The organism is Bremerella sp. P1, assembly GCF_028748185.1.
Classification (GTDB): domain Bacteria; phylum Planctomycetota; class Planctomycetia; order Pirellulales; family Pirellulaceae; genus Bremerella.
Genome location: NZ_CP118164.1, coordinates 673,537 through 689,767 on the forward strand (window position 1 = coordinate 673,537; position 16,231 = coordinate 689,767).

Genomic DNA, 16,231 nt, shown 5'->3' on the forward strand with positions numbered 1-16,231 from the left:
ATGACCTCGTCTGACAGTTCCCCCCCACAGACCAACTCCGAAGACGTTGGATTCCGCCAGCTACAGAAGCTGATTCGCGAGATGTACTACGAAAAAGATGAATCTCGCGGCATCGAGGGAACGTTCATGTGGCTCATGGAAGAAGTGGGGGAGCTGTCCTCCGCACTTCGTGGGGGAACGCACCAGGAGCGGAAGGAGGAGTTCGCCGACGTGATTGCCTGGCTGGCAACCATCGCAAATGTCGCCGGAATCGACCTGGCTGAGGCCTTGAACGAAAAATATGGCAGCGGCTGTCCCGGCTGCGGAAAGTTCGTTTGTACCTGTGATGATGCCGAAAAACCGTAATTTACGGTGTTAACTTCCGGCAAATTTCGGCCACCCGCCACAAGCGTTGACTCGCCCAAGTCGCCGTAGCCGATTATCCTAAAGAGTTTGCTGCAAGGCCCTTGCTCGTCCCTGGAAGCTATGAACATGAGCACCCGGCCGCTCAAGCGGCTGAACGTGGCCTGACAAGCCTCAACATCCCAATGATCCAACCGCTAAGAGAACAGGCCGCGGCTTGTTTTGGTAACACGATGCGGAGTTCCACTCCAACTTACTTTTCACTATGCCTGATCGCGGTATTGGGCTGCGTGCTGTTTTCCTCGAAATCGGTGCACGCAGAACCCAGTGATTCGTCCGCATCAACATCTGAAGCGGCAGGCTACTGGGTCGCCAACGAACATGGCGTGAGCATCCGCAAGGCCGAACTCGGTATTGCCGGTCATTTCAAACTCGGTAGCTGGACGGAAGTTCGGCTGACCGTTGAGTCGGAAGAGTTCATGAACGCTCTTCCCAAGGTTTCGATCATCGCCTTGGACAGCGACGGCGTGCCAACCGAGATCATCGCACCAGGCCCCGAAGAACAGGTGGCCAATGCGTTCTTCTATCGTGTGCCGGTCAAAATTGGCCGACGCGATTCCAATTTGAAGTTTAGGTTCATCACCGGTGAAGGTAGCAGCGAAAAGACTTCGATTCGTGAAGTCGCCGTTTCGCAGTTGGCTAAGCCTGTGGCGGCCTCGAATCGCCTGTTCCTGCAGATCGGTCCTGATATCGGCCTTGGGGAAGCACTGAATCGTTACGCGTCTGATCTCAGCGACTCGACGACGTTCGTTGCGTTGAGTGACCCATTTCAACTCCCCGGCGAGTGGTACTTGCTCGAAGGCGTCGATCACGTCATCTGGTCCGCTAACGACCCCGCTCAGTTAGCGTCGATGAAGCCTCAACAACTGGCGGCTCTCGAGAGGTGGCTCAAGCTGGGTGGCAAGATGACCCTGTCGGTCGGCGATCAATCGGCCGACTTGATTGGCGAAGGCAAGCCGCTGGCTCCCTTCTGCCCAGGCACCTTTCGCGAAGTCCAACAACTACGTAGCACCACCGAACTGGAAGCCCTGATCAACACGGTCGCTCGCGTCGATAGCCCGGTAAACAAGCCGTTGCCGGTCGCGGCGATCCAAGACACCTCTGGAATCGTGGTGGTACAGGAAGGCTCGCGACAGGCAGCGATCCCGCTGTGGATTCGAAGTGCCAATGGATTTGGCGTCGTCGAGTTCTTCGCGTTCGACCTTTCCGAGAAACCGATTGCCGACTGGGCAGGTCGCGAGCCGCTGCTTAAGCTTCTGCTGGATGGCATCAGCGACCGGCTCGACGAGTCGAAGGTTTCGATGCAGTCAGGCAGCAGCGTTGCTCACTTCGGCTATACCGATATCGCCGGCCAGTTGCGGATGGCGCTCGATCAGTTTCCAGGCGTGCGTAGTGTCTCTTTCTTCTTGATCGGGGCCATCATCATTGCCTACCTGGCATTGATCGGCCCAGGCGACTACTTCTTTCTCCGCAAGGTTGGCCTGCGAATGGAATGGACGTGGGTGACTTTTCCCGCGGTGATTCTTCTGGCCAGTGCCGGCATCTGGTCGCTGGCGACATGGTGGAAGGGGACTTCGCTCAAGATGAATCATGTCGAGGTCGTCGACATCGACATGGAAAGTCAACTCGTTCGCTCCACCAGCTGGTTTCATTTGTTCAGCCCTGATTCTCAGCGATACGAAGTCGACCTACAGCCCACGACGCTTCCCTCCAGCAAGTGGAACGAATTGGTCAGCTGGCAAGGCCTCGCAGGCTCCGGTCTCGGCGGCATGAGTGCCCGTCAATCGATCTCGACCGTGCCGACTCCCTACCAGGTCGACTTCACGCACACCGACGACACCACGCAGGTTTCACTGCAAGGGTTACCCATTCAAATCTGGTCGTCCAAAACGCTGATGGGTCGCGGCTGGGGATCGCTGAACAAGACCGAGTACGAACCGCTCAACGAACGAGAAAGCCAACTGATCGAAGGTGTGCTGACCAATCCGACCGACATGGAATTGACCGATTGCTACGTGTTTCATGGCCGCTGGGCCTACTTTGTCGCCAAGCTGCCAGCCAATGGAACGGCTCGGATCGTGCCTGGCCAATCAGCTCAGAACACCGAGAAAGTCCTCAAGCGTCGTCGTGTTCAGGAATCGACCGATGGGGGCGAACTGTGGGACCGACAAAGTACTGACGTGCAGCGCATCATGGAGGTCACCATGTTCCACAGTGCCGCCGGTGGTCGCAGTTACACCAGTCTTTCCAATCGATTTCAAAGCTACGTGGATCTTTCTTCGCACATCGATGGAGATCGAGCCGTCTTGGTCGGGAAAGTTAAAAACCCGCCGAGCAAGATCCAAGTCGACGGCCAGGAGGTCGACGACGACCAGGCCCAGTCGTGGTCGTACGTGCGAATTATTTATCCCGTCCAGAAACGCAGCCCGAGTGAGATAGCCCAGAGATGATCAAGACTGTCGACCTGACCAAAAAGTACGGCGATTTCTTCGCGATCAAAGGTATCGAGCTCGATCTCGACCAAGGGGACGTGTTTGGCTTCATTGGTCCTAACGGTGCCGGTAAAACGACCACCATGCGGATAATCGCGACCCTGCTCAACCCAACCTGGGGTGAGGCCTACGTCTGCGGCAATTCGATCTACACCAAGCCGAAGGAAATCCGCCGGTTGGTCGGTTACATGCCGGACTTCTTCGGTGTGTACGACGACATGAAGGTGATCGAGTACCTCGAGTTCTTTGCGGCGGCCTACCGTATCAACGGAAAAGAGCGGGCCAAGGTCTGCAACGAGATGCTCGAACTGGTCGACCTTGAATTCAAACGCAACGCATTCGCCAACACGCTTTCGCGTGGTCAAACACAGCGTCTGGGCTTGGCTCGCGTGATGCTGCACAACCCGCAAGTATTGCTGCTGGACGAACCGGCCAGTGGCCTGGACCCGCGTGCTCGTATTCAGATGCGGAACCTGCTCAAGCGTCTCCGCGACATGGGGAAGACGATTATCGTTTCCAGCCATATTCTGCCCGAATTGGCCGACGTCTGTAACAAGATCGGCATCATCGATCGCGGCGTGCTGGAAGTGAACGCATCTGTCGCGGAAGTGATGAAGCAGGTCAAGCAGAAGACCACACTGCTGGTTGCCGTTACTGGCGATAACGACGCCGCCGGCAAAGTGTTGGAACAAGCCGACATCGTCGAAAGCATCGAGTCACGCGTGGATCATCTGCTGGTGACGCTCAAAAAGGAAGCGGAAGACTACAGCGACCTGCCGACCATGCTCATCCAGGCAGGGCACAAGATCACCATGTTCCGCGAAGAAGAAATCAACCTCGAATCGGCATTCATGGCCCTCACCAAAGGCATGGGACAACAGGTTCCAGCCGAGCCGGCAGCAATGGCTCCCTCTCCATCGGACGGAGAGGGAAGCGAGCAATCGGGTAGTTGAATTAATACCTCGCCAAGTCGCGTTGATCGCCGTCAGGGCGAAGGACCTTGAGCGACTCTTGGGCTTTGACGGTCATCATTCGCAGATCGCTTCCGATGGCCAGAAACTGCATCCCTTCGCTGGCTCGCTTTAAAGCTTCCTCAGGCTCCATCGTGTGCATGCCAGTTGGTGTGCCGACCTTCTTGCCAGCCGCGATAACCCGCTGGATCATCTCTTCGTGTGCTTCCGGCGTTGGATCGGTTCCATCCGGCGTACGCATCTGAGCTCGCAGGTCATTGGGACCGATGAAGATGCCATCGCAGCCGGGCAGGGCATAGATGGCCTCGGCGTTCTCAACGCCGGTGGGGCTTTCCGTTTGCAGGATCACCAGGATCTCATCATTCGCCTGGCGATAGTAGTCGCCGGCAGTCGCGCCGAAATTCATCGCGTGCATGCCTCCACCGACGCTGCGATTGCCTTGCGGAGGATACTTGGCCGCGGCGATCACTGCCTGGGCCTGCTCGACCGTGTCGACCATCGGGGCGACGATGCCCCAGGCACCGGCGTCGAGCGTTCGCTTGATCGTGGTGTGATCATGATCGGGAATCCGGGCCAGGGGGACGCTACCGGCATCGGCCACGGCACCAAAGATCATTGCAGCCTGCGACCAGTCGATCGCGGAATGCTCGATATCGAGCGTCAGCCAATCCCAGCTCATGCGAGCCAGCACTCGCGAGGCGTACAGATCGCCCAGCGACAACCATGTTCCAAAAGTGGGTTCGCCTGCTTTAAGTTTCGCTTTGACCGGGTTTTGACGCATGTGACGATCTTTCCATCGAACTGGGGCGGGGAAAAGCCACATTTTCAGTTTCCTGCCCGCCACTTGCAAGCCAGAGGAGCCATCGGACAGCTACGATCAGGCAGCAAAAAAGTCGGCAAATACGCGTGTTCCGGGCTTAAACAACCTATAATGGGACGTCGTAGGCCTACTAGAGTTTCCCTCTTTTACCCCTGCCAAGTTCATGACTCGATTGAATCGATGGGCCATCTGGTCCGCTGTTGTCGCACTGGTCTCGTTTCCGTTCATCTCGACGGCTCAGGCCCGAGACCCTTACGAGGCGGCTCGCAACCAATTGGTCGAAACAGCGATCATTGCCAACGGTGTGAAAGACCCTCGGGTTATCGCTTCGATCCGCAATACGCCTCGACACGAGTTTGTCGCGGCCAATCAGCGACAGCAGGCCTATTTCGACATGGCGCTACCAATTGGCGAAGACCAAACGATCTCGTCGCCGTTCATTGTTGCCTACATGACCGAATCGCTCGAGCCTAAGCCTTCGGATAAGGTGCTGGAAATCGGTACCGGCAGCGGCTACCAGGCAGCTGTCCTCAGTCCACTGGTGAAGCAAGTCTTCAGCATCGAAATCAAAGAACCGCTGGGACGCAAAGCGGCTCGTACGCTCAAACGACTTAACTACGACAACGTCTATACGAAAGTGGGCGATGGCTACCTTGGTTGGCCAAAGTATGCTCCTTTCGACAAGATCATTGTGACCTGTTCGCCTGAGAACGTCCCCAAGCCCTTGGTCGATCAGCTCAAGGAAGGGGGACTGATGGTGATTCCTGTGGGCGAGCGTTACCAACAAACGCTCGTACTGTTCACCAAGAAGAATGGCAAACTCGAAGCGGAACCTCTGCGTCCAACGTTATTCGTACCGATGACCGGCGAAGCGGAAGCACGACGCCAGGTGAAGCCAGATCCTGCCAATCCACGCTTGGAAAACGGCGACTTCGAACAGAAGCTATCGAAAAACGGTACGGTTCCCGGCTGGTACTATCAGCGTCAACTGGAACTCGTTGAAGACTCTAGTGCGCCCAGTGGAACGCAGTGCCTGAAGCTTTTCAACGAAGATCCCGGTCGTGTGTCACTGGTTTTGCAAGGGATGGCCCTCGATGGTCGACAAGTGCAGCGGCTGAAGGTCCATGGCTGGGTGAAGACCGAAGGCATGGGTCTTGGCCCCGATCGAACGCTGGCCCCGATGATGGTCGTTACTTTTTTTGATGAAGAACGCCGAGACCTTGGAAGAGCCGCGTTGGGTCCGTTCATCGGCTCGCTCGACTGGCACGAGGTGAGCAAAATCGTCAATGTTCCGCCGGCGACACGTGAAGCCCTGTTTCGCGTGACCAATTTCGGTGCTGTGGGCACGATGTACGTCGATAACCTCTCGGTGGAAGCCTCTCGTTAAAAAAGGGGGTGCCCACCGGCAAACCCATCTGAAGGCGTTGATATGCACGTAACTCTTTACGGCATAGGGACTTTTTGTCCCTCAACCAGCTTGCCAACGAATTCTATCTATTCAGCAAATTTTGCCCATTCTGCTTGAATTGAAACCTACACTTGATAAGTTCTAGGAAGGCAGCTTGGTGCTAGCCTAGCAACGAATGCAGATCACGTGTTTGGAAAAACGGTAGTTGGAGTGAATCCGGGTATGAAAAGCAGCATTGGCCGAAAATTCGCGTGGGCCGGCGCTCTGGCATGTGCCGCCATGGTTATGGGCACTAGTCAGGTCGAGGCCGGCTGGGGTTCTTGGGGATCAAGTGGCGGTTCAAGTGGTGGTAGCAGCGGCGGAAGCAGCAGCTCGAGCTACGGCAGCAGTGGCGGTTCCAGCAGCAGCAGCTGGGGATCGAGCGGTTCCAGCAGCGGCACTTGGCGCGGCGGACTGTTCCAACGTTGGTGGGACCACCATCGTGCAAGCAAAGTTTATGGCAGCAGCGGCGGAAGCAGCAGCTCCAGTTACGGTAGCAGCGGCGGTTCGAGCAGCAGCAGCTGGGGTTCGAGCGGCGGCGGTTTGTTCGGTCACCATCGCGTGAAGCGAAGCTGGGGTTCCAGCGGTGGCAGCAGCAGCTCCAGCTACGGCAGCAGCGGCGCATCGAGCGGCGGCAGCAGCGGTGGTTCGAGCGGTACCTACCAGTACTACACTCCATCGGAATCGGCTCCTGCCGTGGAAGCTCCGGCTGACATGCCACCAGCTATTCCAGCTGAATCGGCTTCCTACCGTGGTAACGATGCCGTCATCAACGTCACCGTTCCCGCAGGTGCTAAGATCTACGTCAACGACAAAGTCACCTCGAGCACCGGCACCGTCCGTCGCTTCGTTTCGCGTGACCTGGAACCTGGCTACAAGTTCGAGTACGAAGTCCGCGCTGAAATGCGTATCGACGGTCGTCTCGTCCGCGAAGTCAAGAAGCTCCAGATGACCGCTGGTGAAGCACAGGAAATCGACTTCCAACTCGATCCAGAAGCTAAGCCAGAAACCCAAGTTGTGGGTGCTCCGGTTGAAACCAAGGTTACCCTGAACGTTCCTACGAACGCTTCGGTTACCCTGGCTGGTAACGAAATGCGAACCCTGGGTGCCCAGCGTGTGTTCAGCACCGTTGCTCTGGCTCCAGGCGAAACCTGGAAGGATTACGACATTGTCGTGACCGTCCTTCGCAACGGCACGCCAATCACCCAGCGTAAGGTCATCGACCTGACCGGTGGTGACGAGCGTGAAATCAACTTCGATTTCAATGCCGATTCGGTTGCTTCGCTCTAAGGCGAAACTGCCAGAATAGTTTGACTAAACAACAAAACCCTCGCCTTGGATAAACTCCAGGCGAGGGTTTTTTCTTTGTAAATCGACTGACCTGACCCGCCACGATTTCAAGCAGCCTTTCTTGCCGTTTTGGTCGATACGTTTAATACCATGAACGATCGACCTCAATCACCCTCTGAAAAGACGGCCGCAACTCCGCGAATTACCTGGAGTCCCGGGTTTCGTGGCTTTGTGAGTGTCCTGCTGCTGATCCACCTGGTCGCACTCTTTGTCGGGCCCTGTGCGTCGCCGCCGCCTTCCAGCTATTGGGCCCAAGGGACCGAGCAGTTCATGGCCCCGTACCTGCATGCGACATTCCTGCGAGGTCACGGTTATCGCTTCTTCGCTCCCAACCCGGGACCGAGCCATTTGGTGCGGTACGAACTGCTGGATGAAGCCGATAACGAAATCAGCGAAGGCATGTTCCCCAGCCTGGACGAGCACTGGCCGCGACTGTTTTACCACCGTCATTTCATGATCAGCGAATCGATGTTCAACACGGCCAACGTCCCTGGCGAACCTCCGCCACCGGAAGCACCGCCGGGTGCCCATGCCGAGTATCAGTCGGTCACCGGTCTACGTGATGCCTACCTCGATTCGATCTCACGCTATCTTGCTCGACAACATCCGGAAGCGGCCAAGGTCCGTATCGTGATGGTGCAGCACGCGATCCCGATGCCTCAAGATGTTGCCAATGGTCGTCCGCTGAACGATCCTGACTTGTACGAAGAAGTGGTCCTCGGAGTGTACGTCATTCAACCGGAGGACCGGCTATGATCAAATTGATCAAGACATATCTGCATGAGTTGTTTACCGGCATCCGCGACGGCTGGAACAACTTCTGGTTTAAGCCGACCGATCCCGCCACGCTCGGACTGGTACGCATCTTCGCCGGCAGCATGCTGTTTTATACGCACCTTGTTTGGTCGATCGATTTAACCGGGTTCATGGGAGAGCAGGGGAGGTTCTCAGAAGATCTCGTCAATCGAATGCACCAAGGCAGTTCGTTTGCATTCAGCTACTTGTGGCTGTTCGACGGAAACCCGGCCATGCTATGGATGGTGCACATTGCGGCACTGATCATCCTGCTGATGTTTACGCTTGGGTTTTACTCACGCATCACGAGCATCCTCACGTTTATCATCGCTGTCAGCTACGCCCATCGGGCACCGGGCGCATTGTTCGGTCTCGATCAAATCAATGTCATGATGGCGATGTACCTGATGCTGGGCGGGGCAGGGACGGCTTATAGCCTGGACCGGTTGATCGAAAAGTGGCGTTTTCCCAATCGCAAGCTTCCCACAACCAGCACCGCTGCGAATGTTTCGATACGCTTGATCCAACTGCACATGTGTGTCATCTACCTGTTCGCGGGTACCGGCAAGCTTCTCGGTGATACCTGGTGGGAAGGCACTGCGCTTTGGGGTGCGGTCGCCAATAGCGAATACCAATCGATGGACATGACCTGGATGGCTAGCTATCCGCTACTGATCGCGTTGATGACGCAGGTCTCACTCGCGTGGGAATTGTCTTACAGCGCCCTGGTTTGGCCGCGTCTTACACGACCGCTAGTTCTGTTCATGGCGATCCCTCTACACCTTGGCATTGCCATATGCATGGGCATGGTTACCTTTGGCCTGGCGATGCTGATCGGAAACCTGGCATTCGTCAGCCCCTGGATCATTAGAGAACTTGAAGCCGGCATTCGCAGCAAACTGACCAAAGAGCCGATTCCCGAAGCCGCCTAAGGGGAAGAGCAGGGGGGCAAACCGCTGTTTTCCTCGCGAAAACCGCATGAATTCTCAAAGAATTTCATCTCCCCGGCGAAATCTCGGTAACGCACCATGAAGCCAACACTTACCAGGGAATTCGAGACGCTTCTACTTCCTGTTTGGCTGAGCTTACCGCCCGAATGAACCTCATTACGCGTTGATGTGTCCCGGGGCGGGAATCTATAATGCAGGTTTTGGATATCCACTAGGATCCATACAGGTAGTTTGTTTAACCCCAAGGAAATCCCCGTGTACGAGAATCTGGCCATTGTTGGAGCCACTGGAGCCGTAGGACGACTGATTCGTCAGTTACTGGAGGAACGTAAGTTCCCCTACAAAACAATTAAATTCCTCGCTTCGAAACGTTCCGCCGGCACAGAGATCACATTCAACGGCACAACGCACACGGTGGAAGAACTGACGCCAGAGTCGTTCGAAGGGGTCGACATCGCCATTGGTAGCACGCCCGATGAAACCGCGGCTGAGTTCGCTCCCTGGGCGGTCAAAGCAGGCTGTATCGTCATCGACGAAAGTGGCTACTGGCGCATGAAGGAAGACGTGCCGCTGGTCGTGCCGGAAGTTAACCCCGAAGCCGTCCAGAATCACAAGGGCATCATCAGCAGCCCGAACTGCTCGACCACGCAGATGGTCGTCGCGATGAAGCCACTGCACGAAGCCGGCAAGATCAAGCGAGTCGTCGTTTCCACTTACCAGGCAACCAGCGGTGCTGGTGTTGTGGGTGAAGAAGACCTGGTCGAAGGTGCCAAGGCTGTTCTCAACGGCGAGTCGTACACGAACAAGGCCTTTGCCCATCAGATCGCTTTCAACTTGATTCCACAAATTGGTAGCGAGAAGTACGAAGGTTACACCTCCGAAGAAATGAAGATGGTGTACGAAACGCAGAAGATCTTCGGCGACGAATCGATCAAGGTTTGCCCAACCTGCGTTCGCGTGCCGGTGACCAACTGCCACAGCGAAACGATCATGGTCGAAACCGAGCGTCCGATCTCGCCAGCCGAAGCGCGTGAGCTCTTCGAGAAGACCGACGGCATTACGGTCGTCGATAATCTCGGGGCAGGGGAGTACCCCATGCCGAAGGACTGCAGCAACAAGAACGACGTTTTCATCGGTCGTATCCGCAAGGACATCTCCTGCGAAAACGGCCTGACGTTCTGGTGCGTGAGCGATAACCTGCGTAAGGGTGCCGCGACCAACGCTGTGCAGATTGCGGAACTTCTCGTTCGCAGCCAGGCCGCCGTCTAACATCAGGCGGGTGCCATGGAATCTACCGAGCATGCGGCGGCCAAATCTCCCGGCCGCTGCATCAAGCTGACGGTTGCCTACGACGGCACCAACTATCAAGGCTGGCAGCGTCAGCCAACCGGTCCCACCATTCAAGCGGCGCTCGAAGCCGCCATCAATAGCATCGCTCAAGAAGAAGTCCACATCTCAGGCAGTGGACGAACCGATGCCGGCGTGCACGCATGGGGACAGGTCGCCAGCTTTCACACCAAGTCGAAGATGCCGGCGGATGTCTTTCGTAAGGCGCTCAATGCGACGCTCCCTCACGATATTGTCGTGCGGCACGCGTGCGATGTGCCCACCAGCTTTCGGCCCATCAACGATGCCATCTCGAAACGTTATCGTTACGTACTTCAGCCAGGTCGCATCAACGATCCGTTTTCACTCAAGCATGCCTGGTTCGTGAAACGCGTTCTCGATGTGGAAGCAATGCAGCAGGCCGCCCAGGCACTCATTGGCGAACACGACTTCGCCGCGTTCCAAGCGACCGGATCGCCGCGTCAGTCGACGGTTCGTACTATGCTGGATGCCACCGTCAAAGTTCACGACGCCGACGAACGCAAGAAGATCTTCATCGAAGTCGAAGCGACTGGCTTCTTGTACAACATGGTCCGTATCATCGCTGGTACTCTGGTCGATATAGGGCAGGGGAGGCGCACTGCAGATTCGATGGCCGCTACCATCGCTTCGTGCGATCGTCTGCAAGCCGGCATGACGGCTCCGGCGCATGGACTATACTTGCTTGAAGTCCATTATCCTTCGCATCACTAAGTTTCTTAGAAGGCCAATTATCTAATGCGTGTTGCTCATGTGATTACCCGAATGATCATCGGCGGCGCGCAAGAGAATACGCTTTATAACTGCCTGGACCTGGTGAAAGAGTTTGGCGACGACGTTCTGCTGATTACCGGGCCCAGCGAAGGCCCTGAAGGGAATCTGCTCGAGCAAGCGCATGCCCAAGGGGTGCCGATCCAAACGCTGCCCAACCTGGTCCGAAATATTCACCCAGTCACTGACTTCAAAGGCTACCAGGAAGTCAAAGCAGCGATCAAAAAGTTTCAGCCTGACGTCGTGCACACGCACAGCGCGAAGGGGGGCATGCTGGGGAGAAGGGCGGCCACTGCGCTCAAGGTACCAGCCGTCATTCACACCGTTCACGGCGCGCCGTTTCATCCGTATCAGTCGACGCTCGCACGCAAGTTCTTCATTACTTGCGAGCGATACGCGGCGATCCAATGCCATCAGCTGGTCAGCGTCGCCGATGCCATGACCGATCTGCTGGTCGAAGCAAAGGTCGCCCCGCGCGAAAAGTTCGTCACGGTCTACAGCGGCATGGAGGTCGAGCCATTTTTAGAGAGCAGGGGACTCCGCGACGAAACGCGTGACCAACTCGGCATTCAGCCAGACGACGTGGTGATCGGCAAAATCGCTCGTCTGTTCCACCTAAAGGGGCACGAGTACGTAATCGAGGCCGCGAAGGATGTCGTTGCCAAGTGCCCGCAGGCCAAGTTTCTTTTCGTCGGCGATGGGATCCTGCGCGAAAAATTCGAAGGCATGATCGCCGAGGCAGGGCTGACCGATCATTTCATTCTGGTTGGCCTGGTGCCACCGAAAGAGATTCCGAAATACATCTCGGCCATGGACGTTCTCGTGCATACCAGTCTGCGGGAAGGGCTGGCTCGGGCGCTTCCACAGGCCCTGTTGAGCGGCAAGCCGGCGGTCAGTTTTGATATCGACGGGGCACGAGAGGTCGTGTCCACCATGGAGACCGGATTCTTGCTTCCACCAGGGGATACGACGGGGCTGACGTCCGCTTTGATCCAACTGTGCGAAGATCCCGCCCTTCGAGAGAAGCTGGGCGAAGAAGGCCGCAGACGTTGCAGCCAGGTATTCCCGCACCAGGTGATGACCCGCCGACTACGTGAAATCTACCAGGAAGTGCTCCGCCGAAATGGCCGAGAAGTGGCCTAACCTGGGGAAACCATTGCGGTTACGGTAGATGTGCCGCTAGTTCACTCTTTTGAAACCTCGATGATTAGGGTAAGATTAAGAGGATTGTCGATCCGATAGGCTAAGGGAACAAATAGGGGCAAATCCTCCTCACGGATAATCTCATCGGTGTCTACCGCAGGAAGAAACTATATCGGTCCGTACCGCCTGATACGCATGCTGCGCGCAAGTAAGACGTGTCAGGTATGGGAAGCCATTCACGACTTGGACAAACGCAAGGTCGTCATCAAAACGCTTCGCGAGAACTACATTCGCGACAAAGCCGAAATCAACTCGCTGAAACACGAGTTCACAGTCGCCGGCAAGTTTGACCATCCTTTCGTCATTCATGTTTTCGAGTTCGACAACTTCCGCGGTACCGCGTATCTCGTTCTGGAGTTTGCCATCTCGCGAAACATGAAGATGGCCATTCGAGAAGGGGTCGAAGAACTCGCTTATTGGACGCCCAAGATTATTGAAGAGGGTGCCCAGGGCCTCGGCTACATGCACGAACAAGGTTGGGTCCACTGCGACGTGAAGCCCGACAACTTTCTGCTCGACACCGAAGGCAACTTGAAGCTCATCGACTTTTCGATCGCGCAGAAAAAGAAGAGCGGCATCGGCAAGCTCTTCGGCGGCTCGAAAGTCAAAGGCAACGTCCAAGGCACCCGCAGCTATATGTCGCCTGAACAGATACGCGGGGTGGCATTAGACGACCGTGCTGATATCTATAGTTTCGGCTGTACGGTATTTGAACTGATCTGCGGCAAGTTGCCCTATACGGCGACCAGTCCCGATCACTTACTCGATAAACATTTGCGAGCCGGCATCCCGTCACTGCAAGCCGCCAACGACAACGTCACGCCCGAGTTTTCATCACTCGTCGAACGGTTGATGGCGAAGAATCCGAAGCAGCGTCCTGACACCATGAACGATGTCGTGCGACTGCTGAAGAGCACCAAGATTTACAAGATTCCACCCCGCAAGCCAGCCGCACTTCTCGAACGAGAAAAAGCCGGCACGGCCAGCGGAGATGATTCCACCTCGACGTCAGGCGAATAATCCTAGCTTCGCTTAGCGTCCCATCCCATTAATTGCCTGGAGCACTGAAAGCTTTCATGAGCACCTCGATCTATCTCGACTTTGAACAGCCGATCGAAACCCTCGAGAACAAACTGAAAAAGCTTGAGGCCGAGAAGAACGACTCGCCGGAACACCACGACGAGATCCGCAGCGTTCGTAAGCAACTCACCGATACCATTCGTGAGATCTACAGCGACCTCTCGCCATGGCAAACCGTGGAAGTCGCTCGCCATCAAAAGCGACCTCAGTCGGCCGACTACTTGAACCTGGTGTTCGACGAGTTCGTCGAGCTGCATGGTGATCGCAAGTTCGGTGACGACCGCGCACTACGAACGGGCTTCGCCAAACTCGATAAGCACAAAGTCATGTTCCTCGGTCACTTCAAAGGACGCGACTTGAAGGAACGCAGCGAGTGCTACTTCGGTTGTGCCAACCCTGAAGGCTACCGCAAGGCGATCGAAAAGATGGAGCTGGCTGAGAAGTACAACCTTCCGGTCATCGCGTTCATCGACACTCCAGGCGCGTACCCAGGTATCGGCGCCGAAGAACGCGGCCAGGCCATGGCCATTGCCGATGCCATGTTCGCCATGTCGCGATTGAAGACCCCGATCATCTCGGTCGTCATCGGCGAAGGTGGTTCAGGCGGCGCACTGGGCATCGGTGTCGCCGACCGAACGGCCATGCTGCAGCATGCTTACTACTCGGTGATCAGCCCTGAAGGTTGTGCTGGCATTCTGTGGAAGAGCCACGAGTTCAAAGCCAAGGCCGCCGAGGCCCTGAAGTTCACCTCGAAGTACCTTCCCAAGTTCGGCATCGTCGACGACGTGATCGAAGAGCCACTCGGAGGTGCCCACCGTGACCATCACCAAATGGCTGCTCGCTTGAAGATGTACCTAGTCAAAACGGTCAACGAACTAATCGCCAAACCGACCGACGAGCTGGTCGAAGGCCGGTACGATAAGTTCCGCCAGATGGGCATGTTCCTGGAGCGCGAACTGGAGACCACCGAAGGCGAACCAGCGAGCTAAATCGAAGCCATCCCTGGCAACGAAATTCATCACCAGATCAAGCCGCCACGAGGCCATCTCGCGGCGGCTTTTTCGTTTCGAAATTGGGTCCGCTCAGAGAGGCTTTCTGACCGCGTTTGGACCCAGGAGCCGACCATCGATTTGGGATGCGATTAGGAGCGATCCTGGGAGACCAATTTCAGATAATTGGCAATGAAGTTCATGAAAGAGCAGGCACGTGCTCAAAGCATAAATCCGAGACCGCCGGCGAGCGAAATCGAAGCCAACTCTGGCAACGAAATTCATCATCCGAACCGGCCGTCGCGAAGTGATCTCGCGATGGCATTTTCGATTCGAGATCGGACTCGCTCACAGACGCTTTCTGGCGGCGGCTGGACCTGGGAGTCGGCCGTCGATTCCTTAAGCTCTTAGAAGCGATCCTGAGAGATGATCTTCACGCGTCTGGCAATGAAGTTCACAAGAGAGTAGGGCTCAGCGAGACGAACCAGGCGAATACCCCCGTCTCCATAGAACCCCCACTACAACGTCCGATAATGTTTGTTATGTGCGGTTCGAGCCCTATTTTTACAGGGTTTTAGGCATTCCCCGGTTTTGAGCTACTTCTACCCTGACGTTGCTGATTTGCCACTTAGTACCGCGGCTGCGTTGGGTAATATGGCTGGCCGTTCTGCATCGGGTACGGCGTCTGTTGTTGCGGCTGCACGTACTGCGGATAGTAGCTGCCGCCCTGCTGCTGCGGCGAAGGAATGTTCATTTGCGGTGGATAATATCCTGGCTGCTGCGGTGGCTGATACTGGCCGGAATATTGCTGCCAATTCGTCTGCACATTCTGTGGGTTTTCGATCGACTGATTCACGAAATTCTGGAACTGCCCTGCCTGGTTCTGAACCTCGTTTTGGATCTTATTTTGGATCTGGTTCTGCACATTATTCTGGAAGTTCTGGAACTCGGTCTGGAGGTTGAAATTGGCCGGATCGATCGACACTCCATCACCTCCCGAAGAGCCATTTCCCGTGTCGGCAAACCACTCCGGATTCTGGCCGTTCACACGCTGGTTATATCGCTCGATAAATGGCCCCACGACCTCGTTCACTTCGGCCGGCATGACCCCATGCAGATTGTGGATTGTTTTGGTGATGTAGAACCCTGATTTCGACTGCACGATCTGCTGGCGACTTTCATCCTTGGTTAGGGCGACAGCGAACATCGTCACGATGATGCATAGAAGCACACCTTTGACGAAACCAAGTCCGGCACCGATCTGACGGTCCCATCCTTTGAGCTCGAAGTTGTTCAGCGTCTTGTTGATCATCGAGAAGACAACCCAAATGATCAGCGACGTGGCCATGTACAGCCCCAGCATCGCAGCGGTGGTTCCCCAAGGCGGTTGAAGACCTAGCGCGTTGGCGACTGGTTCGCGAAGTTGCATCGAGACGAAATAGCTAGCCACGAGTGATGCAAAGGATGCGACTTGCCAGGCCATGCCTTTGTACAAACCCCACAGGATCGCGCCTGCGAGTATTGCCAGCATGAGGAAATCGTATGCAACCATGTTTCGCTATCCATAGCTCAAGAAAAAACTTCGCCCCAGAAGTC

14 protein-coding genes are annotated in these 16,231 nt (G+C 55.9%); 12 read left to right on the forward strand and 2 right to left on the reverse strand.

All coding sequences use genetic code 11. The features are described from left to right. The 3 genes from PSR63_RS02800 (at position 1) to PSR63_RS02810 (ending at position 3,847) form a co-directional block, all read left to right on the forward strand. Entirely contained in the window at positions 1-345 is a 345-nt protein-coding gene (locus tag PSR63_RS02800; RefSeq protein ID WP_274330553.1) for a MazG nucleotide pyrophosphohydrolase domain-containing protein, read from the forward strand. Between the two features lie 101 nt (positions 346-446). Next, on the forward strand, positions 447-2,852 hold the full coding sequence (locus PSR63_RS02805) for a hypothetical protein (RefSeq protein ID WP_274330554.1): 2,406 nt from the start codon (positions 447-449) through the stop codon (positions 2,850-2,852). After that, positions 2,849-3,847, forward strand: coding sequence for an ABC transporter ATP-binding protein (locus tag PSR63_RS02810; protein ID WP_274330556.1), 999 nt, complete (start codon positions 2,849-2,851; stop codon positions 3,845-3,847). The genes PSR63_RS02805 and PSR63_RS02810 overlap by 4 nt, the downstream gene beginning before the upstream one ends. Position 3,848: 1 nt before the next feature. Here PSR63_RS02810 and PSR63_RS02815 read toward each other — a convergent pair whose 3' ends face one another. Further along, the gene (locus PSR63_RS02815) at positions 3,849-4,688 is read right to left on the reverse strand and encodes an HpcH/HpaI aldolase family protein (RefSeq protein ID WP_274330557.1); all 840 of its coding nucleotides are present in this window, start codon (positions 4,686-4,688) and stop codon (positions 3,849-3,851) included. 160 nt (positions 4,689-4,848) lie between these two features. Here PSR63_RS02815 and PSR63_RS02820 point away from each other — a divergent pair, with 160 nt between their 5' ends. The 9 genes from PSR63_RS02820 to PSR63_RS02860 all read left to right on the forward strand — a co-directional run bounded on the left by PSR63_RS02820 (position 4,849) and on the right by PSR63_RS02860 (position 14,635). Then, positions 4,849-6,072 (forward strand): protein-L-isoaspartate(D-aspartate) O-methyltransferase, encoded by a 1,224-nt coding sequence (locus tag PSR63_RS02820; RefSeq protein ID WP_274330558.1) that lies wholly within the window; start codon positions 4,849-4,851, stop codon positions 6,070-6,072. Positions 6,073-6,315: 243 nt separating this feature from the next. Continuing rightward, complete coding sequence (locus tag PSR63_RS02825) at positions 6,316-7,422, forward strand: TIGR03000 domain-containing protein (protein WP_274330559.1); 1,107 nt, start codon at positions 6,316-6,318, stop codon at positions 7,420-7,422. A 150-nt stretch (positions 7,423-7,572) separates the two neighbouring features. Beyond that, entirely contained in the window at positions 7,573-8,238 is a 666-nt protein-coding gene (locus tag PSR63_RS02830; protein WP_274330560.1) for a hypothetical protein, read from the forward strand. After that, entirely contained in the window at positions 8,235-9,209 is a 975-nt protein-coding gene (locus PSR63_RS02835; RefSeq protein ID WP_274330562.1) for an HTTM domain-containing protein, read from the forward strand. Before PSR63_RS02830 ends, PSR63_RS02835 begins: the two co-directional genes overlap by 4 nt. A gap of 273 nt (positions 9,210-9,482) precedes the next feature. Next, positions 9,483-10,496, forward strand: a complete 1,014-nt coding sequence (locus tag PSR63_RS02840) for an aspartate-semialdehyde dehydrogenase (protein ID WP_274330564.1) — start codon at positions 9,483-9,485, stop codon at positions 10,494-10,496. A 15-nt stretch (positions 10,497-10,511) separates the two neighbouring features. Beyond that, entirely contained in the window at positions 10,512-11,306 is a 795-nt protein-coding gene (gene truA / locus PSR63_RS02845) for a tRNA pseudouridine(38-40) synthase TruA (RefSeq protein WP_274330566.1), read from the forward strand. 24 nt (positions 11,307-11,330) lie between these two features. Then, positions 11,331-12,506: a glycosyltransferase family 4 protein gene (locus PSR63_RS02850; protein ID WP_274330567.1), complete on the forward strand. Its 1,176-nt coding sequence runs from the start codon at positions 11,331-11,333 to the stop codon at positions 12,504-12,506. 147 nt (positions 12,507-12,653) lie between these two features. Further along, on the forward strand, positions 12,654-13,586 hold the full coding sequence (locus PSR63_RS02855; protein WP_274330568.1) for a serine/threonine-protein kinase: 933 nt from the start codon (positions 12,654-12,656) through the stop codon (positions 13,584-13,586). A 56-nt stretch (positions 13,587-13,642) separates the two neighbouring features. Continuing rightward, entirely contained in the window at positions 13,643-14,635 is a 993-nt protein-coding gene (locus PSR63_RS02860; RefSeq protein ID WP_274330569.1) for an acetyl-CoA carboxylase carboxyltransferase subunit alpha, read from the forward strand. 628 nt (positions 14,636-15,263) lie between these two features. On the opposite strand, the gene PSR63_RS02865 is transcribed toward PSR63_RS02860, so the two are convergent. Continuing rightward, on the reverse strand, positions 15,264-16,187 hold the full coding sequence (locus tag PSR63_RS02865; RefSeq protein ID WP_274330571.1) for a CvpA family protein: 924 nt from the start codon (positions 16,185-16,187) through the stop codon (positions 15,264-15,266). Between the last annotated feature and the right edge of the window lie 44 nt (positions 16,188-16,231).

What these genes read in the sequence shown, in the direction of transcription:
- PSR63_RS02800 (WP_274330553.1), top strand. Translation starts at nt 1, where the DNA reads ATGACCTCGTCTGACAGTTCCCCCCCACAGACCAACTCCGAAGACGTT.
- PSR63_RS02810 (WP_274330556.1), top strand. Translation starts at nt 2,849, where the DNA reads ATGATCAAGACTGTCGACCTGACCAAAAAGTACGGCGATTTCTTCGCG.
- PSR63_RS02815 (WP_274330557.1), bottom strand. Translation starts at nt 4,688, where the DNA reads ATGTGGCTTTTCCCCGCCCCAGTTCGATGGAAAGATCGTCACATGCGT.
- PSR63_RS02820 (WP_274330558.1), top strand. Translation starts at nt 4,849, where the DNA reads ATGACTCGATTGAATCGATGGGCCATCTGGTCCGCTGTTGTCGCACTG.
- PSR63_RS02825 (WP_274330559.1), top strand. Translation starts at nt 6,316, where the DNA reads ATGAAAAGCAGCATTGGCCGAAAATTCGCGTGGGCCGGCGCTCTGGCA.
- PSR63_RS02830 (WP_274330560.1), top strand. Translation starts at nt 7,573, where the DNA reads ATGAACGATCGACCTCAATCACCCTCTGAAAAGACGGCCGCAACTCCG.
- PSR63_RS02835 (WP_274330562.1), top strand. Translation starts at nt 8,235, where the DNA reads ATGATCAAATTGATCAAGACATATCTGCATGAGTTGTTTACCGGCATC.
- truA (WP_274330566.1), top strand. Translation starts at nt 10,512, where the DNA reads ATGGAATCTACCGAGCATGCGGCGGCCAAATCTCCCGGCCGCTGCATC.
- PSR63_RS02850 (WP_274330567.1), top strand. Translation starts at nt 11,331, where the DNA reads ATGCGTGTTGCTCATGTGATTACCCGAATGATCATCGGCGGCGCGCAA.
- PSR63_RS02860 (WP_274330569.1), top strand. Translation starts at nt 13,643, where the DNA reads ATGAGCACCTCGATCTATCTCGACTTTGAACAGCCGATCGAAACCCTC.
- PSR63_RS02865 (WP_274330571.1), bottom strand. Translation starts at nt 16,187, where the DNA reads ATGGTTGCATACGATTTCCTCATGCTGGCAATACTCGCAGGCGCGATC.